The sequence below is a fragment of the Pirellulaceae bacterium genome (assembly GCA_029243025.1).
In the GTDB taxonomy this organism is placed as follows: domain Bacteria; phylum Planctomycetota; class Planctomycetia; order Pirellulales; family Pirellulaceae.
The window spans coordinates 367130-381089 of sequence record JAQWSU010000006.1; the positions used below are offsets into that span (position 1 = coordinate 367130).

Annotated in this window: 11 protein-coding genes; 4 read left to right on the forward strand and 7 right to left on the reverse strand. The window is 52.6% G+C overall.

Going from position 1 to position 13960, the window contains the following annotated elements; translation table 11 throughout:
• Nucleotides 1-228 precede the first annotated feature (228 nt).
• A complete protein-coding gene (locus P8N76_03430) occupies nucleotides 229-2421 on the forward strand; it encodes a PQQ-dependent sugar dehydrogenase (protein ID MDG2380701.1) in 2193 nt (730 codons plus the stop codon).
• 10 nt (nucleotides 2422-2431) lie between these two features.
• Here the strand turns inward: P8N76_03430 and P8N76_03435 are convergent, their stop codons facing one another.
• The 5 genes from P8N76_03435 to folK all read right to left on the reverse strand — a co-directional run bounded on the left by P8N76_03435 (nucleotide 2432) and on the right by folK (nucleotide 8040).
• Nucleotides 2432-3847 (reverse strand): zf-HC2 domain-containing protein, encoded by a 1416-nt coding sequence (locus P8N76_03435; GenBank protein MDG2380702.1) that lies wholly within the window; start codon nucleotides 3845-3847, stop codon nucleotides 2432-2434.
• Between the two features lie 66 nt (nucleotides 3848-3913).
• On the reverse strand, nucleotides 3914-4480 hold the full coding sequence (locus P8N76_03440) for a sigma-70 family RNA polymerase sigma factor (protein ID MDG2380703.1): 567 nt from the start codon (nucleotides 4478-4480) through the stop codon (nucleotides 3914-3916).
• Between the two features lie 362 nt (nucleotides 4481-4842).
• Nucleotides 4843-6138: a prolipoprotein diacylglyceryl transferase gene (locus P8N76_03445; GenBank protein ID MDG2380704.1), complete on the reverse strand. Its 1296-nt coding sequence runs from the start codon at nucleotides 6136-6138 to the stop codon at nucleotides 4843-4845.
• Nucleotides 6139-6169: 31 nt separating this feature from the next.
• The gene (panC, locus tag P8N76_03450; GenBank protein ID MDG2380705.1) at nucleotides 6170-7066 is read right to left on the reverse strand and encodes a pantoate--beta-alanine ligase; all 897 of its coding nucleotides are present in this window, start codon (nucleotides 7064-7066) and stop codon (nucleotides 6170-6172) included.
• Between the two features lie 17 nt (nucleotides 7067-7083).
• Entirely contained in the window at nucleotides 7084-8040 is a 957-nt protein-coding gene (folK, locus tag P8N76_03455; protein ID MDG2380706.1) for a 2-amino-4-hydroxy-6-hydroxymethyldihydropteridine diphosphokinase, read from the reverse strand.
• Nucleotides 8041-8717: 677 nt separating this feature from the next.
• Between folK and P8N76_03460 the strand changes: the two genes are divergently transcribed.
• Together P8N76_03460 and P8N76_03465 are read left to right on the forward strand one after the other, a co-directional pair.
• A complete protein-coding gene (locus tag P8N76_03460) occupies nucleotides 8718-9590 on the forward strand; it encodes a glycosyltransferase family 2 protein (GenBank protein ID MDG2380707.1) in 873 nt (290 codons plus the stop codon).
• Between the two features lie 356 nt (nucleotides 9591-9946).
• Nucleotides 9947-10366, forward strand: a complete 420-nt coding sequence (locus P8N76_03465; protein ID MDG2380708.1) for a helix-turn-helix domain-containing protein — start codon at nucleotides 9947-9949, stop codon at nucleotides 10364-10366.
• A gap of 150 nt (nucleotides 10367-10516) precedes the next feature.
• On the opposite strand, the gene P8N76_03470 is transcribed toward P8N76_03465, so the two are convergent.
• Nucleotides 10517-11371 carry a formyltransferase family protein gene (locus tag P8N76_03470; protein MDG2380709.1) on the reverse strand — a complete coding sequence of 285 codons (855 nt, stop codon included), beginning with the start codon at nucleotides 11369-11371 and terminating at the stop codon, nucleotides 10517-10519.
• Between the two features lie 102 nt (nucleotides 11372-11473).
• Nucleotides 11474-13237: a phosphoenolpyruvate--protein phosphotransferase gene (gene ptsP / locus P8N76_03475; protein ID MDG2380710.1), complete on the reverse strand. Its 1764-nt coding sequence runs from the start codon at nucleotides 13235-13237 to the stop codon at nucleotides 11474-11476.
• Between the two features lie 228 nt (nucleotides 13238-13465).
• On the opposite strand from ptsP, the gene P8N76_03480 reads away from it, so the two are divergent.
• A complete protein-coding gene (locus P8N76_03480) occupies nucleotides 13466-13957 on the forward strand; it encodes a beta-hydroxyacyl-ACP dehydratase (protein MDG2380711.1) in 492 nt (163 codons plus the stop codon).
• Nucleotides 13958-13960 lie beyond the last annotated feature (3 nt).

Consider the following 13960-nt stretch of genomic DNA (forward strand, 5'->3'; position numbering starts at 1 on the left):
TCGCCTCCAAGACCAGAAGATCCTAATCGCCTTCAATCGAACGCAATCCGTCTTTTTTTCACTTTCTAAGCGGGATCGCAATGGCGCTACGACCCTCTGAAAATGGTGTAAAGAATTATGACACGAAAACAGAATGAGATTATTTCACTTGTAAAAAACGTGCCAACTGAAACATTAAGAATAGATCATTCATTGCAAGCAACGTTTGTCATCGCCAGGTAAACCAAAATGAGCAACTCTTTTTTTCTCTCGACCTTATCCGTTTTCGCGTTGGTTGCTTCCGGATCACTATTTGGGGGCGAAAAGGTAATCAGTGCCTCTCGGGTCGCAACGGACCTGTCGCGACCGATCTTTGCCACCGCTCCGGTTGAAGACTTCGAACGCTTGTTCATTGCGGAGCAACACACAGGCGAGATCCGCATCTTGGATTTAGCCAGCGGCGAAATGCTGGCCGAACCGTTCCTTGACATCGGACGCCCCTCGCGGGGGAATGAGCAAGGTTTGCTAGGGCTGGCATTCGATCCCAACTACGCCAACAACGGACAGCTATTCGTCAATTACACCGACTCTCGAGGGACGACGCACATTGAACGATATACGGTTTCTGAAAACCCGAATGTCGTCGATCAAGAGTCTGCGCTGCCGATTCTCCAGTACAACCAACCTCAATCCAACCACAATGGGGGTTGGATTGGTTTTGGCCCAGACAACTACTTGTATGTTGCTTCCGGGGATGGAGGCGCGGCAAACGATACGGGTTCTGGACACACCTCAGCGGTGGGTAACGGACAGGACATCACGAACAACTTGCTCGGCAAAATGCTTCGGCTGGACATCTCGTCAGACGCTTACCCTGACGATACCGATCGCAACTACGCAATCCCACCCACCAACCCGTTTCGTAACCAAGCGGGTGACGACGAAATTTGGGCCTATGGTTTGCGAAATCCTTGGCGCAATGGGTTCGATCGCATGACCGGCGAACTCTACATCGCCGACGTGGGTCAAAATCGCAAAGAAGAGATTAATGTACAGCCCGCCGATAGTGTGGGAGCTGAGAATTATGGCTGGCGGTTGCGCGAGGGAACGGTTGCCACGACCGGTGGCGTTGGGGGTCCCGCTCCGCCGGATGCGATTGAGCCCATTCACGAATACAACCATGTCAATTCGACCGATGGCGGCTTCTCTGTGACCGGCGGCTACGTCTATCGAGGTCCAATTGAAGATTTACAGGGACACTACTTCTTTGCAGACTTTGTAAGTAATCAGATTTGGTCTCTGAAATATGAAAATCAAGCCGTATCGAACTTCCAAAATCGAACGGACCAGATCACCACCGACACGGGCTTGATCGAATCGATCTCCTCCTTTGCCGAAGATGCAGCGGGCAATCTTTATGTGGTAAGTCTCAATGGAGATGTGTTCCGCTTCGAAGGTACAAGCGAGCAAATCGCAATTGTTGAACGTGGCTCAATTTGGAAATACCTGGACGATGGTTCTGATCAAGCTGCCGCTTGGCGAACAACGAATTTCAATGATGACCAATGGGCCGAAGGACCCGCCGAATTGGGTTATGGTGACGACCCGGCTACCGAGGTCAGTTTTGGTGGCGTTTCGAGCCAAAAACATCCCACGACCTATTTTCGCCATGATTTTGAAGTCGCAGATCCAACCCTCTATCAATCGCTAAGACTCGATTTATTCCGGGATGATGGTGCGGCCGTGTATCTGAATGGTGTCGAGGTGCTGAGAACCAACCTGGATGCGGACGCGACATTCGATTCCCTGGCCACCAGATCGGTGGGTGGCACCCAGGAAACCGAACCGGTTTCACAAACGCTCTCCGTCGATTCGTTGCTCGCCGGCCCGAATACACTGGCGGTCGAGGTGCATCAGTCTTCGTTGCGGAGTTCGGATCTTCGGTTCGACCTGCAGTTGAATGCAATTCTTGCTGCTTCCGAACCCACCGGTGATGTAAACGGTGATGGAATGGTCGATGTTCAGGACATCGATGCTTTGAACAGAGCAGTCCGCGAGGGTGAATTCGAAGCCCCATACGATCTCAATCAGGACGGCATCGTGAATGGGTTAGACCGGGACGTATGGGTGCGTGACTTGCGGCAAACCTGGTACGGTGACGCCAATCTCGACCAGGAATTTAACTCAGCTGATTTCGTGACCATCTTCGCGCAAGGTGAATATGAAGATCAAATCGAGCTGAACTCGGGCTGGGAAGATGGCGATTGGAATGGCGATGGTGACTTTACGAGTTCCGACTTGGTTGTCGCGTTGGCCGACGGTGGTTACCAAAAAGGAGAGCGAGCAGATTTGGCGGCCGTGCCAGAACCTACCACTGGCTGGTTGCTGGTGATCGGTCTGCTCAGTTCGCTTACTCTAAGGCAGCGGCAGGCTGCAACTTGAGTGGCTCGAGTTATTGCGATGGCAATTCGTTCTTCGGCACGACGAATAAAACTCGCAAATCACGGTTGGGCAACGACGGCTTTAATCGTCGCAGTTTTTCCGTCATCGACTCAAATCCCTCAGCTTCACCCCCCGACTGCTCATCAGCGTCGGCATGGGGAGCCTCCCGTACCCGTTGCTCGGGCAACCCACCGAAATGCAGATTTCCACGGCGCTCTGGACGGGTGAAGAAAACAATCGCCGGTCCATCCTGCAAAAGAGACCCACTGTCATCGTGTTGCGGGTCTTTTGCTGGAACCACCGTCGACGATTCGATTGGGGCTCCCGGTTGCAACGCGGTGGCAACCTTTCCTTCCTCTTCCGCACTGGCTTCTTCCGCACTGGCTTCTTCAATGTGATTTTTGAAAAGCAACGCAGACAATTGGGCATATTCTGGCGAGTTAGCATCGAAACGAGAGATGCTCGCCACATCGATCGATCGATCTTCCAAACCAGCCCTGCTATTCGACTTCGTCTTTCGATCCGCTGCCGGCTGATCCCGCAGTGCCGATTCGTGCAGCTGCGAAATAGGTTTGAGCTGTGCGAGGCTATTCGCAAGTTGTTCCGGTGATCCTTCTGCTGCAAACAGATCAACCTCATCGGGACGTAATCCCGTCGGGGCTTGGATTCCCAAGCGTTGCTGATTGTGCGACGGACTTCCGGATGGCTTGTTGGATTTCGTGACAAAGACAACAGCATCAAAGGGAATCGCAGAGGCGAAACGTGCCGATGAAACAACCGGATCAGCTTCCAATTTGGCTGCCGCACCAAAGATGGTATCCGCAGGCAATTGGTCCGCACGCGTGGTCGTTGAAGACCGGTTAGACTCAGCCGTCAGCCCACCTCCGAGTGGTGGAGCAGCCATTTTCGCTTCAGGGAGAGACTTGTCCATCGCCTCATCCGTTGCGAACGAGTCGGTTGCCAACGACTTCGCCTGAGGAAACTCGAGATCCGGCGATTGAGCGTTGGGTTGTGATCGGGCCGAATCAGCTTGATTAAAAGCCACATCGGTTCCAACTCCTTGATCACGAAACACGACCATGATCACCAGAGCGGCAGCAATCGCCATTCCCGCCCAAAAGAAGCGTCGCACAACACCCGGTGGTGGGTGGGAGGCTGGGGCTTGTGGGGTTATCGGATTTGCGTGCGCGTCGTTCACCTGATTCTGCGCCCGATCCAAAACTCGTTTATGAAATTGATGATCGAGTCGATAGTTGGGCAACGTTTCCAACTTGTCGCGCAGCGTTGTTAGCTCCTCAAGCATCTGACGATACCGAGGCTCTCGCGCCATCACCTCTTCAACGCTTTGGCGTTCTTCGACGGAGAGCTCCCCATCCAAGTAAGCGCTGATCATCTCGTCGGCGAATTGTGGACTTTGTTTTGACATGAGCTCCAGGCTTGTCGTGCGATTCGATTAACACTCTCCTCGGGATAGCACGACAGCACTTCCAGTCTAGGTTTCGGTCTTTTCCGACAAAACCGTCTTCAAACGCTGCTTCAAGTGAATTCTAGCCCGGTGCAGTCGACTACGTACTGTACCCACCGGTAAATCCAAGATCTCTGAAATGGTTTCGTAACAACAACCTTCCATTTCCCGTAAAACGAGTATTGAACGATGTTCGTCGCTCAGTTCGCTGATGGCCAGATGAATTTGGCGAGCTCGTTCTTCACGTTCCAGCCGTTCTAGTGGTTCCTCGGAATCGTCGGCAGGTTCGGCGCCGGCCGTTTCACGCGACTGCTCAACCGATAGTTCAGGGCGTTTGCGGCGAAGCCGGCTGATCCAAAGATTGAACGCGATCCGATACATCCACGTGTAAACACTCGCCCGGCGTTGAAACGTGTTGAGCTTCAAAAAAGCTTGAACAAACGTTTCCTGCGCGACATCTTCCGCCTCCTCGTGACAGCCGATCACATGTACCAGAGTGTTAAACAACCGATCCTGGTACTTCTGGATCAACTGGCCAAAGGCTGCGTTGTTGCCAGCAAGCGTCTCGTCAATTAACAGCGCATCTTCTTTCACATTTGCTCCGAAAACTGAGACGCCAAGAGGCGATCAAAAGTTCCCTACCGAAAAACAAATCCCACGACGAAGGTGGAACCGCTGACATTTTCTAACAGACCCGATCACCCAAGTCACTACGAGGGCGTAAGTTACCGGTCACAACGAGCCGATCGAATTTGGTCGCGATTCGCTCGCATTTCAGTCCTGACCCATTCTCTCGCGGAGCCAATTTGGCGATGCGATTCTGGCCACTCGGTCAGCAGCCACGCGCGGATTTGGTGCTGCTCCCCAACCGGTATCTTGCCTGAAAGTTGTTTTTTTTTCAAATTTCGGCAGCGGGCCGCTTTTAACGGGGATCGGTTCAGCCATGTTTAGCAGACTCAATCCGCCATACGTGCCGATGTAAATCGCGGCTGCCGCAGTACAAAAGCCCAGAGGACAATCGTACCAATCGTGATCGCGACACTCACATTTTGCGAGATTGTCATTTGAGCCATAAAGGTGTTTTCATCGGTACGCACCCATTCCAACAGAAAGCGAGTCACGGCATACAGACTCAACAACAATGCGATAACCTGACCATGTCGATTTCGAAATGGGAAGTAGGCTAACGTCAGGAGAAAGATCAGAAAGGCATTCAACGAACTGTAAAGCTGCGTTGGATGAACCGGCAAACTGCGTTCTGGCATTCGATCGATCGTCCAACTCACCTGCCGACCATCAGCCATTTGCAGTTCAAGTCGTGGTCCACTTCGCTCCAGCAGTGCCTGTGCATGGGGCAAATTCTGGATCGAATAACCGTTGACCGCGACAATTTGCTCACCCACGGCCAGATCCACATTGGCGACCGGTGACTCCAAATCCAATTCGCCAACAAGGACACGTTCATTCTGATCTTCTCGAATTCGGATACCGTGCAGATATCCAAGCGACTGCTGATAAACATACGGCGGGCTGCTAGCAGGAAAGGTAACTGACCACGCCACGTCATGCTGACAGGGACCGCCGAAACAACATCCGTTCAACAGACATCCTAAACGTCCAATGGCTAAACCGAGCGCGAGACTCGGCGCAATTAAATCGGCCAGTGCAAGCGGATGCAACTTATGCTTGTAGGTGAAGTAGAGAAATCCGATTGCTGCACCGATCAAAGATCCGTACACGACCAGGCCTCCATTGACGACGCTCAGCATGTTACCCAGCGTCTCAATCAGCGTCTCGCCTTTCATCAAATCCCAATACTGGATGATGAAAAATAGTCGAGCTCCAATGATCCCTGCGAGAATCACTGCGAATCCCAAGCCAAAAATCAGGTCGGGATGCAAACCGGCTTTTTGGCTTCGATAGACGCCGAGGGTTACCGCAGACACGACGGCAAGCAGCAACATAACTCCATAACCACGAATGGGCAGTCCTCGCGCGGCAGACACGGGGGGAAAGGTTGCAAAACCAACTGGGACATCTTGTTCAATACGGGGGATCAGAAATACGATCGCCAGTGCAACCAAGCCGATCATCGGCAACAATCCGATTGCTTCTGATTTTCCATCCGCGCGTCGGATAGCTCGCAGCACGAGCAGCCCACCCACAAACAACCAGATGATCAATAGCCAGCCCACCCCGAACACATCCAGCGGTCCCAATTGTTCGGGTATGTAAAAGAGTGTTTGCCGCACGCCTGGGATCCCTTCGGCTTATGCTCAGCAACTAAGTCAAACCCGACTCAGACTCGCGCCTGAGCTGACGATTGTCGATTAAGCGTGTCGAGCCAACATAGGCTGCAACGAGGACAACGGCGGAGGTTGCGACCTCCGTGAGAGGCCGAAGCGTTTTCGCACACCGCACAGCGACATAATCGACTCGGTCAATCGGGCCCTCGGCCAACGTTTGCCGCACCTCGTTTTCAAGAACCCTTGGGTCACGTTCGCCGGCTGCAAAACATTCAGCAGCGCGTTCCAGTCCCTTTGAGATCAGCAGCGCCGTTTTTCGTTCGCTTGCACTCAAGTATCGATTACGCGAACTCATCGCCAAACCGTCAGCTTCGCGAATAATCGGACATGACCGAACCTCCGTTGACACGTGCAGGTCACGCACCATATCCCGAATCACCAGACACTGCTGATAATCCTTGCAACCAAAGAAAGCCAGATCAGTGGGTAAGATCTGAAACAGCTGCAAGACAATCGTGGCAACTCCACGAAAATGTCCTGGGCGGGATTTCCCTTCGAGATCGTCGCCAACTTTCGGAGCCGTCACGAAGGTCGTGAAATCCGCTGGGTAGATTTCATTTTCCTGGGGATGAAAAACCAGGTCAACGTTGTAGTTCGACAATGCTTCAAGATCATCCGACAAGGTGCGCGGATATTGCGACAAATCTTCCGAGGGTCCGAATTGCGTCGGATTCACAAAAATGCTGACTACAACGTAGTCGCATACTTCGGTGGCCGCCCGCACCAAACTTAAGTGACCCTCGTGCAGGGCACCCATGGTCGGAACCAGTCCGACAACTTTGCCTGCGACACGTGCTTGATTCACGAGTTGCGTGGCCTCTCGACAAGAATCGATCACCTGCGGTCGCGCGGAAGTCAATGTTGCGGGCTTCACTTTTTTTGCTATTACTCTCATTGCATGCCGAGAAACGCTGCGGCAATCTCATCCTTAAATCGGTCCGCATCAGACGATGCGATCTCTAACCAAGGAAACCGATTGTCTCGACAAATTGCTTGCTGCCAGTCTGGCCAATCGGAAGAAGTATCCGCCTCCGGCGACGGGCGACAATAGATCAACAGTTTCGGTGGCGGCAGTTGCGATAAACGTAGTTGCCACTCTCGCAACCACGCCAACCGTTGTGCCATAGCGGATTGCCGATTCACGACGATCTCCGTTTCACCCAACCAAAAACCACAAATCACATTTGCATTTTCTTTGCACCAAGACGATTCCAGAACCAAGCTCTGTCTCCGCTGGGCCAATTCTATCGCTTGATCGTCAGCTGGAATAGTCAAGTGACAGTCTGGTCCAATTGGATCTTGGATAAACTCGCACGCCAAAGACGAACAGATTTGGGGTAAGCGATCGTCAAATCGACTGGAAGTAACGACGAATCGCTGTGCTTCCGACCCCAGATGCTGCCACATCCGCCCGACCGTCCAGCCGAGTTCGGGATGACGCATTTCCGCAGCAATTTCTTGGCACGGTTCGAGCACAAATCGGCGCACGGGCAACCAAGGGTGTGGCAGCGTGAGCTGTGAATCACGAACCGTTACACCCTCAAATATCAGCAAGTCGATGTCCAGTGGCCGTGCGTCCCAACGCTGAGAGGGAACTCGACCCGCGAGCCGTTCAATTTCCTGAGTAATCACCAATAAGCCGCCAGGCGATTCATCCGTTTCCACTAGCACGGCTGCATTCAGAAAGCCAGACTGACCGCCGGGACCACCAACTGGGGTTGTTTCGAGACGACGACTCTGCCGAAGTATCCGGATCGATGCCGCCGCACTGAGTTGCTCGATCGCTCTATCCAAGTTTTGCGATCGATCACCAAGGTTGGATCCCAGAGCCAGCAAGCAAATGGACATCTTAAACTGGACACCGCATCGGCAGAAAACTAGAGAAAAAAAACGCGGGAGGTCACTTCCGAGTGGCCAGAGATAGGACCGAAGCCATTACCCCATGGTGGTCGTCGCGTCCGTCGGTCGCCACCCCCCGCGTCATGTATCGTCAAATCTTACTTGGAGCGAGCCCAAGCAGGACGAGTGAACCTTGAAGTTCGCGGCAACACGCGTCAGAAGCCGCTCGTCCCGCATGCACTGTGCGGTAAAAATACCAACAGAACTGTTTATGGAAGGCCCACTATTGCCATGCGGGACTTAAACCCCACGAGGACTTGTTTCGCATGTCTGGACATTGTGCCGACCTTCAATCGATTGTCAACCAACCTCATCAAAACTTTTTAATTCACCAGGTGGCAAAGCCATGTATCAAAGCAAACTATCCCAGCGTAAATTATAGGAGTCGGTTCATCCACGGATGGCAACAGACGGTCAAATGATTCCGCATTTTCAAACACCTTACCGATAGGAGATGTCCTATCTCATCGGTTCAATCAGTCAACTAGGCTTGAACCATCAAACAAGAAACTCTTTCAGCATTTTTCTCACGGCCAAAACGAGGCGTAGAATCTTAGAATTGGCTATTGCACACTGAGCAAGCCGATCCGACGTTTCTGCACAAAACGCCAGCGAGCACGTTTTCCATGGAACCAACACGACCGAACGACGACTGTTCCAAGGTGCTTGATACGGCAATCAACCAGTTAGCTCGCGAGTCGGCTAGTCCCAACTCGGCCGATAGTGAGGTCGTACTGTCATCGTTGCGACGCTTGCTGAGCCCTGTCGTTTGTCGACGATTAGGAATCTACGATTGGCCCGAAGATTTCCTTCTTTCGGTCGTCATTCCCGTTTTCAACGAAGCCGCCACGGTAGCCACGTTGATTCAACAAGTTCGGGAGGTTGGAGTGCCTTGCGAATTAATCGTGGTTGACGATGCGAGTACGGATGAAACGGAGAAAATCCTGGCAGAGATTCCCGATCAAACGAAACTCACCATCCTTCGGCACGAGACAAACCAAGGTAAAGGTGCGGCAATTCGAACAGGGCTTGCAAAGATCCGTGGCACGGTAGCTGTCATCCAAGACGCAGATCTCGAATACAGCCCGATCGACTTTTTGTTTCTACTCCTCCCAATTCTCGAAGATCGTGCGGATGTGGTCTACGGCAGTCGATTTAGCTCCAACGATCGTCCGGTTGCCAGATACTGGCACCAAACGGGCAATCGAGTGGTGACTTGGCTGTCAAACATGTTCACAAATTTAAAACTGTCCGACGTGGAAACTTGCTACAAATTGATGCGTCGGGAACTGGTGGAACAGGTATTACCGTCGCTGCGCGAAAATGGGTTTGGCATAGAACTGGAAATAACCGCCAAACTTGCAAGAATCAAAGGGGTACGGTTTTACGAGCTACCCATTTCTTATTCTCCGCGTGGTTACGCGGAAGGGAAAAAAATCGGCTGGCGAGACGGATTTTGGGCACTCTGGTGCGTGTTTCGTTACTCGTTCCGCTACTGATGGGTAGGCAGTTGGCCGCACATTCGGCTCAACCGGAACGCGCAACAAGCAGTTACCCCCATTAGCAGGGGCGCCGCCCGACAAATCCGCAAAAACGCTTATCTTTCGCAAACTTAACGCCCGGACAAAGATATTCGCGCTTGTTCACATGGATTGTCCAATTAGTCTCGATGTTTAAGGACGTGACAGTCGCATTCGCAATTGTTCGTCCCCGGCCATTCGGCCAGATGAAGCGAAGTTTGTCGGGATATCGCCAGGATCGGCTTCCCATGCTCTTAACCCTTCCGTGACGCCTGCAAAGAGAGGGAGCAACTTTGATCGAGCAGCGTACAAACCAACTCACATTTGGTGACAACATGAAGCAAAAGTTCCTAGTAATCAATTGTAATGAAACCGACGTCGAAGAACTGCGAATGCGATTAGGCGAACGCCAATTCGTGACTTGCGAAACGATTGACGAAGTCACTCGCCATTTGCCCCTACCCTCCCGGGCCGTTGTGATGTCGCAACAGCCAGCTGAAACACCCGTCCTCCAGGTCAATGGCCATGAACCTAGCACCGGTAAGAGCGAACTCGAAGAGTTAGTTCAAGGTGTCTTGGAACAAAACAATGGTCATGCGAGAACGTTGGCAGCTCGAGTAGACATGCTTGAGCAGAAGATCATCGAGTACTCGTTAAATCGCAATGGCCAGCACCGCAAAGAAACTGCAGCGGAACTCGGTATCAGCCGCGTCACGCTCTACAACAAAATGAAGAAATTCGGTTTACTCGGCTGACACCAAGTCCGCATGGTTGACCAGCACTGAGGTCACCGAACTTGGCGTGAACCGAGATTTAAACCTTCGCTTCAGAAAAAGGCGTTGCACCTTAGTCGGGTGCCAACGCCTCTTTCTTTTTCTTTCACAAGGCTATTTGCGTGCCAAAGTCTAGCGCCTTGCGACAACTTTGTGAAAATGCAACTGCACTTCCCGATCAACGACGCGTCGGACACCCTCAACCAGACATTGAGGCTCGTTATCGGCTTCCCCAATATGTCGTACTTCGTCGAGCGTTGCGCCGGGAGACACCGCAAAGGTGGTTTGGCAAATGATCTGATTGCCGGCATCCAATTCGGGAACGATGAAATGGCAGGTCGCACCGAAGGAGAGCATGCGACATTCATAAGCATCATGGTAGGGTCGAATCCCGGGAAACCCTGGCAACAGACCATGATGCAGATTTATGATTCGTCCTCCCGCATATTTCCAACAGATGTTGGGCGGCAAAACACGCATGTAGCGAGCCAGAATAATGTAGTCCACATCGTATTTATCAAACGTGGTCACCATGCGATCGAGATCGGGTCGACCCCGTTCATCACCAATCATCTCCCAATCGCAACCAAATTGCTCGGCCAATCCACGACAATTGGGGCGATTGCCGACCATTACCGTCGCGTCAGCCCGAATCTGCCCATCTCGAATTCCGCGCAGTAGGGCCAGCGCCGGTTCGGGACGATAGGTGGTGCAAATGGCCAAACGCGGGCGTCGCACGGGATTATCTGGCGACCAGACACGAACCGATAAATTCGTCTGGTCAGCAATTTGACGCATCGCACCGCGCAAGTCTTCCAATTTAGCCTGATCCAGTTCGAGTCGCAGCAGCATGGCGAACAGCGCTTCATCGTCGTGGTCATACATCTGGATTTCAGCAAGATTTGCCCCCTCACCTGTCACATAGTGAATGATGGGGTCAGCAAGGCCAACATTATCCGGGCCGACAGCGGTTATAACGATCTGCATAAATCTGCCAACAAAAGGAATTGGATGAGTTCCGCGTCCCGGATCCTGGCCAACCGACGCCAGAAAGCGGGAAGAGTTTTCTGAAGCATACAACCAGGGACCCTAGACGCTGTCCAGCAAACCGAAATCGGGTGCGATTTTCTGAAGATTCCGCGTCATGAAGCGTTTAACTTCTGCGGTCGTCTTTAATTCCAACGCCCGTTGCAAGGTTTCCTCCGCTGCTGCGACCGAGATCACGCTGGCCAACTGTTTGATGCGAGGAACAAAAGCCGGACTCATACTAAAGTCCCGCAGGCCCATTCCCAGCAGCAAGACAAACGCCCTGGGCTGTCCGGCCATTTCGCCGCATAAGGTGACCGGTTTACCGGCCGCATTGCAAGTGCGAATAACACTCTGCAAAACTCGTAATACGGGCGGACTGAGTGGCTGACAAAGGTGATTGACCTTCGGGTTGTCACGGTCAGCGGCCATCAAGTACTGGATCAGGTCGTTTGATCCGATCGAGACAAAGTCGACCACATCCAAAATTAGCTCCAGCGAGACGGCGGCGGCGGGCACTTCCAACATCATACCGATCGGTACTCGACCAATCGGCTGACCCTCTCGCTGCAGTTGCCGTTTCGTGCGGCGGACCAAACTGTGCACTCGTCGCATCTCTTCGAGCGTAGTGATCATTGGAAACATCAAACGAACTTCGCAGCCCGCACCGCTGGAATCGGCGGCGGCTCGCAACACGGCTCGGATTTGCTTCGTGAAGAACTCCGGATGCTCAAACGACAAACGGATGCTGCGCCAGCCCAAAAACGGATTCGCTTCTTGATGCGCATGGCCCAGATAAGGAACCGTCTTATCACCGCCAATATCGAGCGTCCGAATCGTCACCCGACGATTCGGACTCTTTGCGACAATCTCTCGATAGTCACAAAGCTGCTCTTCTTCCCCGGGAACATCAGTGTGAGTCAAATAGAGAAACTCAGTCCGATAGAGCCCGACCCCATCGGCACCCATCGCCACCGCCGCTTCCGCATCAACCACGCTGTTAATATTGGCGAGCAATTGCAACTGAGTCCCGTCCGATGTGACGGCTGGCAAATCGCGATTTTCGGCCAAATGGTCTTGCAGCTCGAAAAACTCGCGCTCGAGCTTGATATAGGCCGAAAGCACTTCGGGATCCGGATTGACTTCCACATGGCCAGCTCGGCCATCGACAACGATTTTGTCTCCCGTTTTGACCTGACGCAGAATGCCTTTGACAGCTGCCACCGCCGGAATACCTCGGCTACGCGCGATAATCGCCGCGTGACTGGTCTGACTACCCTGTTGCGTCACAATCCCTTGGACTTCCACATCGCCCAGAGCAACCGCCTGAGATGGCAACAGCTCGTCCGCCACAATGATCAGCGGACCCTCGATACTGATAGTGTCAGGTTTCAAGACATCCGTCAGAACCTCACTCAGCCGGATCACCACGTCCCGCACATCACCTAACCGCTCCCTCAAATAGGTATCGCGCGTTCGAGAAAACAGCTTGGTGTATTCTTCGAGCAACTGTTGGAGAGCCGCCTGGGCATTCATCCGATCATCGACGATCCAGCCGCGAACCTTCTTGGTGAAAGCGGAGTCTCGCAAAATGGCTTCATGAACACTGAAGATGGCGGCCGCTTCGTGCCCCACTTGGGAAGCCACCTTTTGCTGGAGAGCCCGCAATTGCTGACTCACCTTGTCTCGTGCCGCTTCATACCTTGCTAGCTCGGCCGTGACCTCCTGGTCTTCCAACCGTTTTGTGTCGGGATTCACAAATATTTCGTGAATACAATAGGCCGTCCCAACGGCGACTCCCGGTGATACCGCAATTCCCTTTCTCATAGCTTCAATTTACCAAAGCAACGCCACCGGCACATGCCGGGAAAACGATCTTCTCACTCGCGCACGACGAAAGAACCGCCAGTAAAGTCCCGAGAATCAGCATATCTTCCGTAAGAATAGGGCATTTGCCTCGGTTGAGTTAAATTCGGGCGATCGTTATACTCACGCGTTTGAATTGAAGTTGGTGATACGGATATCCCGACCTTCCTAATTCGACTGCGAAGTATCATGCGGCTCACTCTGGTTGACCGAATCATTGAATTGGAACCTGGTCGCATGATCAAGGCGACCAAGAGCCTCACTCTGGCGGAGGAATACTTAGGGGATCATTTCCCCTTTTTCCCTGTGATGCCGGGTGTGATGATGCTGGAAGTGATGTACCAGGCTGGAGCGTGGCTCGTTCGTTCGACAGAAGATTTCGCCCAGAGCATGGTCACGTTGTCGGAGGCAAATAACGTTAAATACTCTGATTTCGTGGAGCCTGGTGAAACGCTGGTTGTCACCGCAGAGATCATAAAGCAGGAAAATCGTGTTTATAAACTGAAATGCCAAGGTGAAGTCGATGGTGCAATCGCCGTTCGAGGACGCTTGGTGTTAGAAAGCTATAACCTTTCTCAATCGGAATCTGCGGACCCTTCCGTCGATAACTTCGTTACAAGGAATCTACGGGCGAAGTTCGGGATATTGTATCCGGCAGGAAATTCCGAAACCAAGAAATAGTAC

Excerpts from the sequence above, each read along its gene's own strand:
- P8N76_03435 (MDG2380702.1), bottom strand. The coding sequence starts at position 3,847 with ATGTCAAAACAAAGTCCACAATTCGCCGACGAGATGATCAGCGCTTAC.
- P8N76_03430 (MDG2380701.1), top strand. The coding sequence starts at position 229 with ATGAGCAACTCTTTTTTTCTCTCGACCTTATCCGTTTTCGCGTTGGTT.
- P8N76_03480 (MDG2380711.1), top strand. The coding sequence starts at position 13,466 with ATGCGGCTCACTCTGGTTGACCGAATCATTGAATTGGAACCTGGTCGC.
- P8N76_03470 (MDG2380709.1), bottom strand. The coding sequence starts at position 11,371 with ATGCAGATCGTTATAACCGCTGTCGGCCCGGATAATGTTGGCCTTGCT.
- P8N76_03465 (MDG2380708.1), top strand. The coding sequence starts at position 9,947 with ATGAAGCAAAAGTTCCTAGTAATCAATTGTAATGAAACCGACGTCGAA.
- ptsP (MDG2380710.1), bottom strand. The coding sequence starts at position 13,237 with ATGAGAAAGGGAATTGCGGTATCACCGGGAGTCGCCGTTGGGACGGCC.
- folK (MDG2380706.1), bottom strand. The coding sequence starts at position 8,040 with ATGTCCATTTGCTTGCTGGCTCTGGGATCCAACCTTGGTGATCGATCG.
- P8N76_03460 (MDG2380707.1), top strand. The coding sequence starts at position 8,718 with ATGGAACCAACACGACCGAACGACGACTGTTCCAAGGTGCTTGATACG.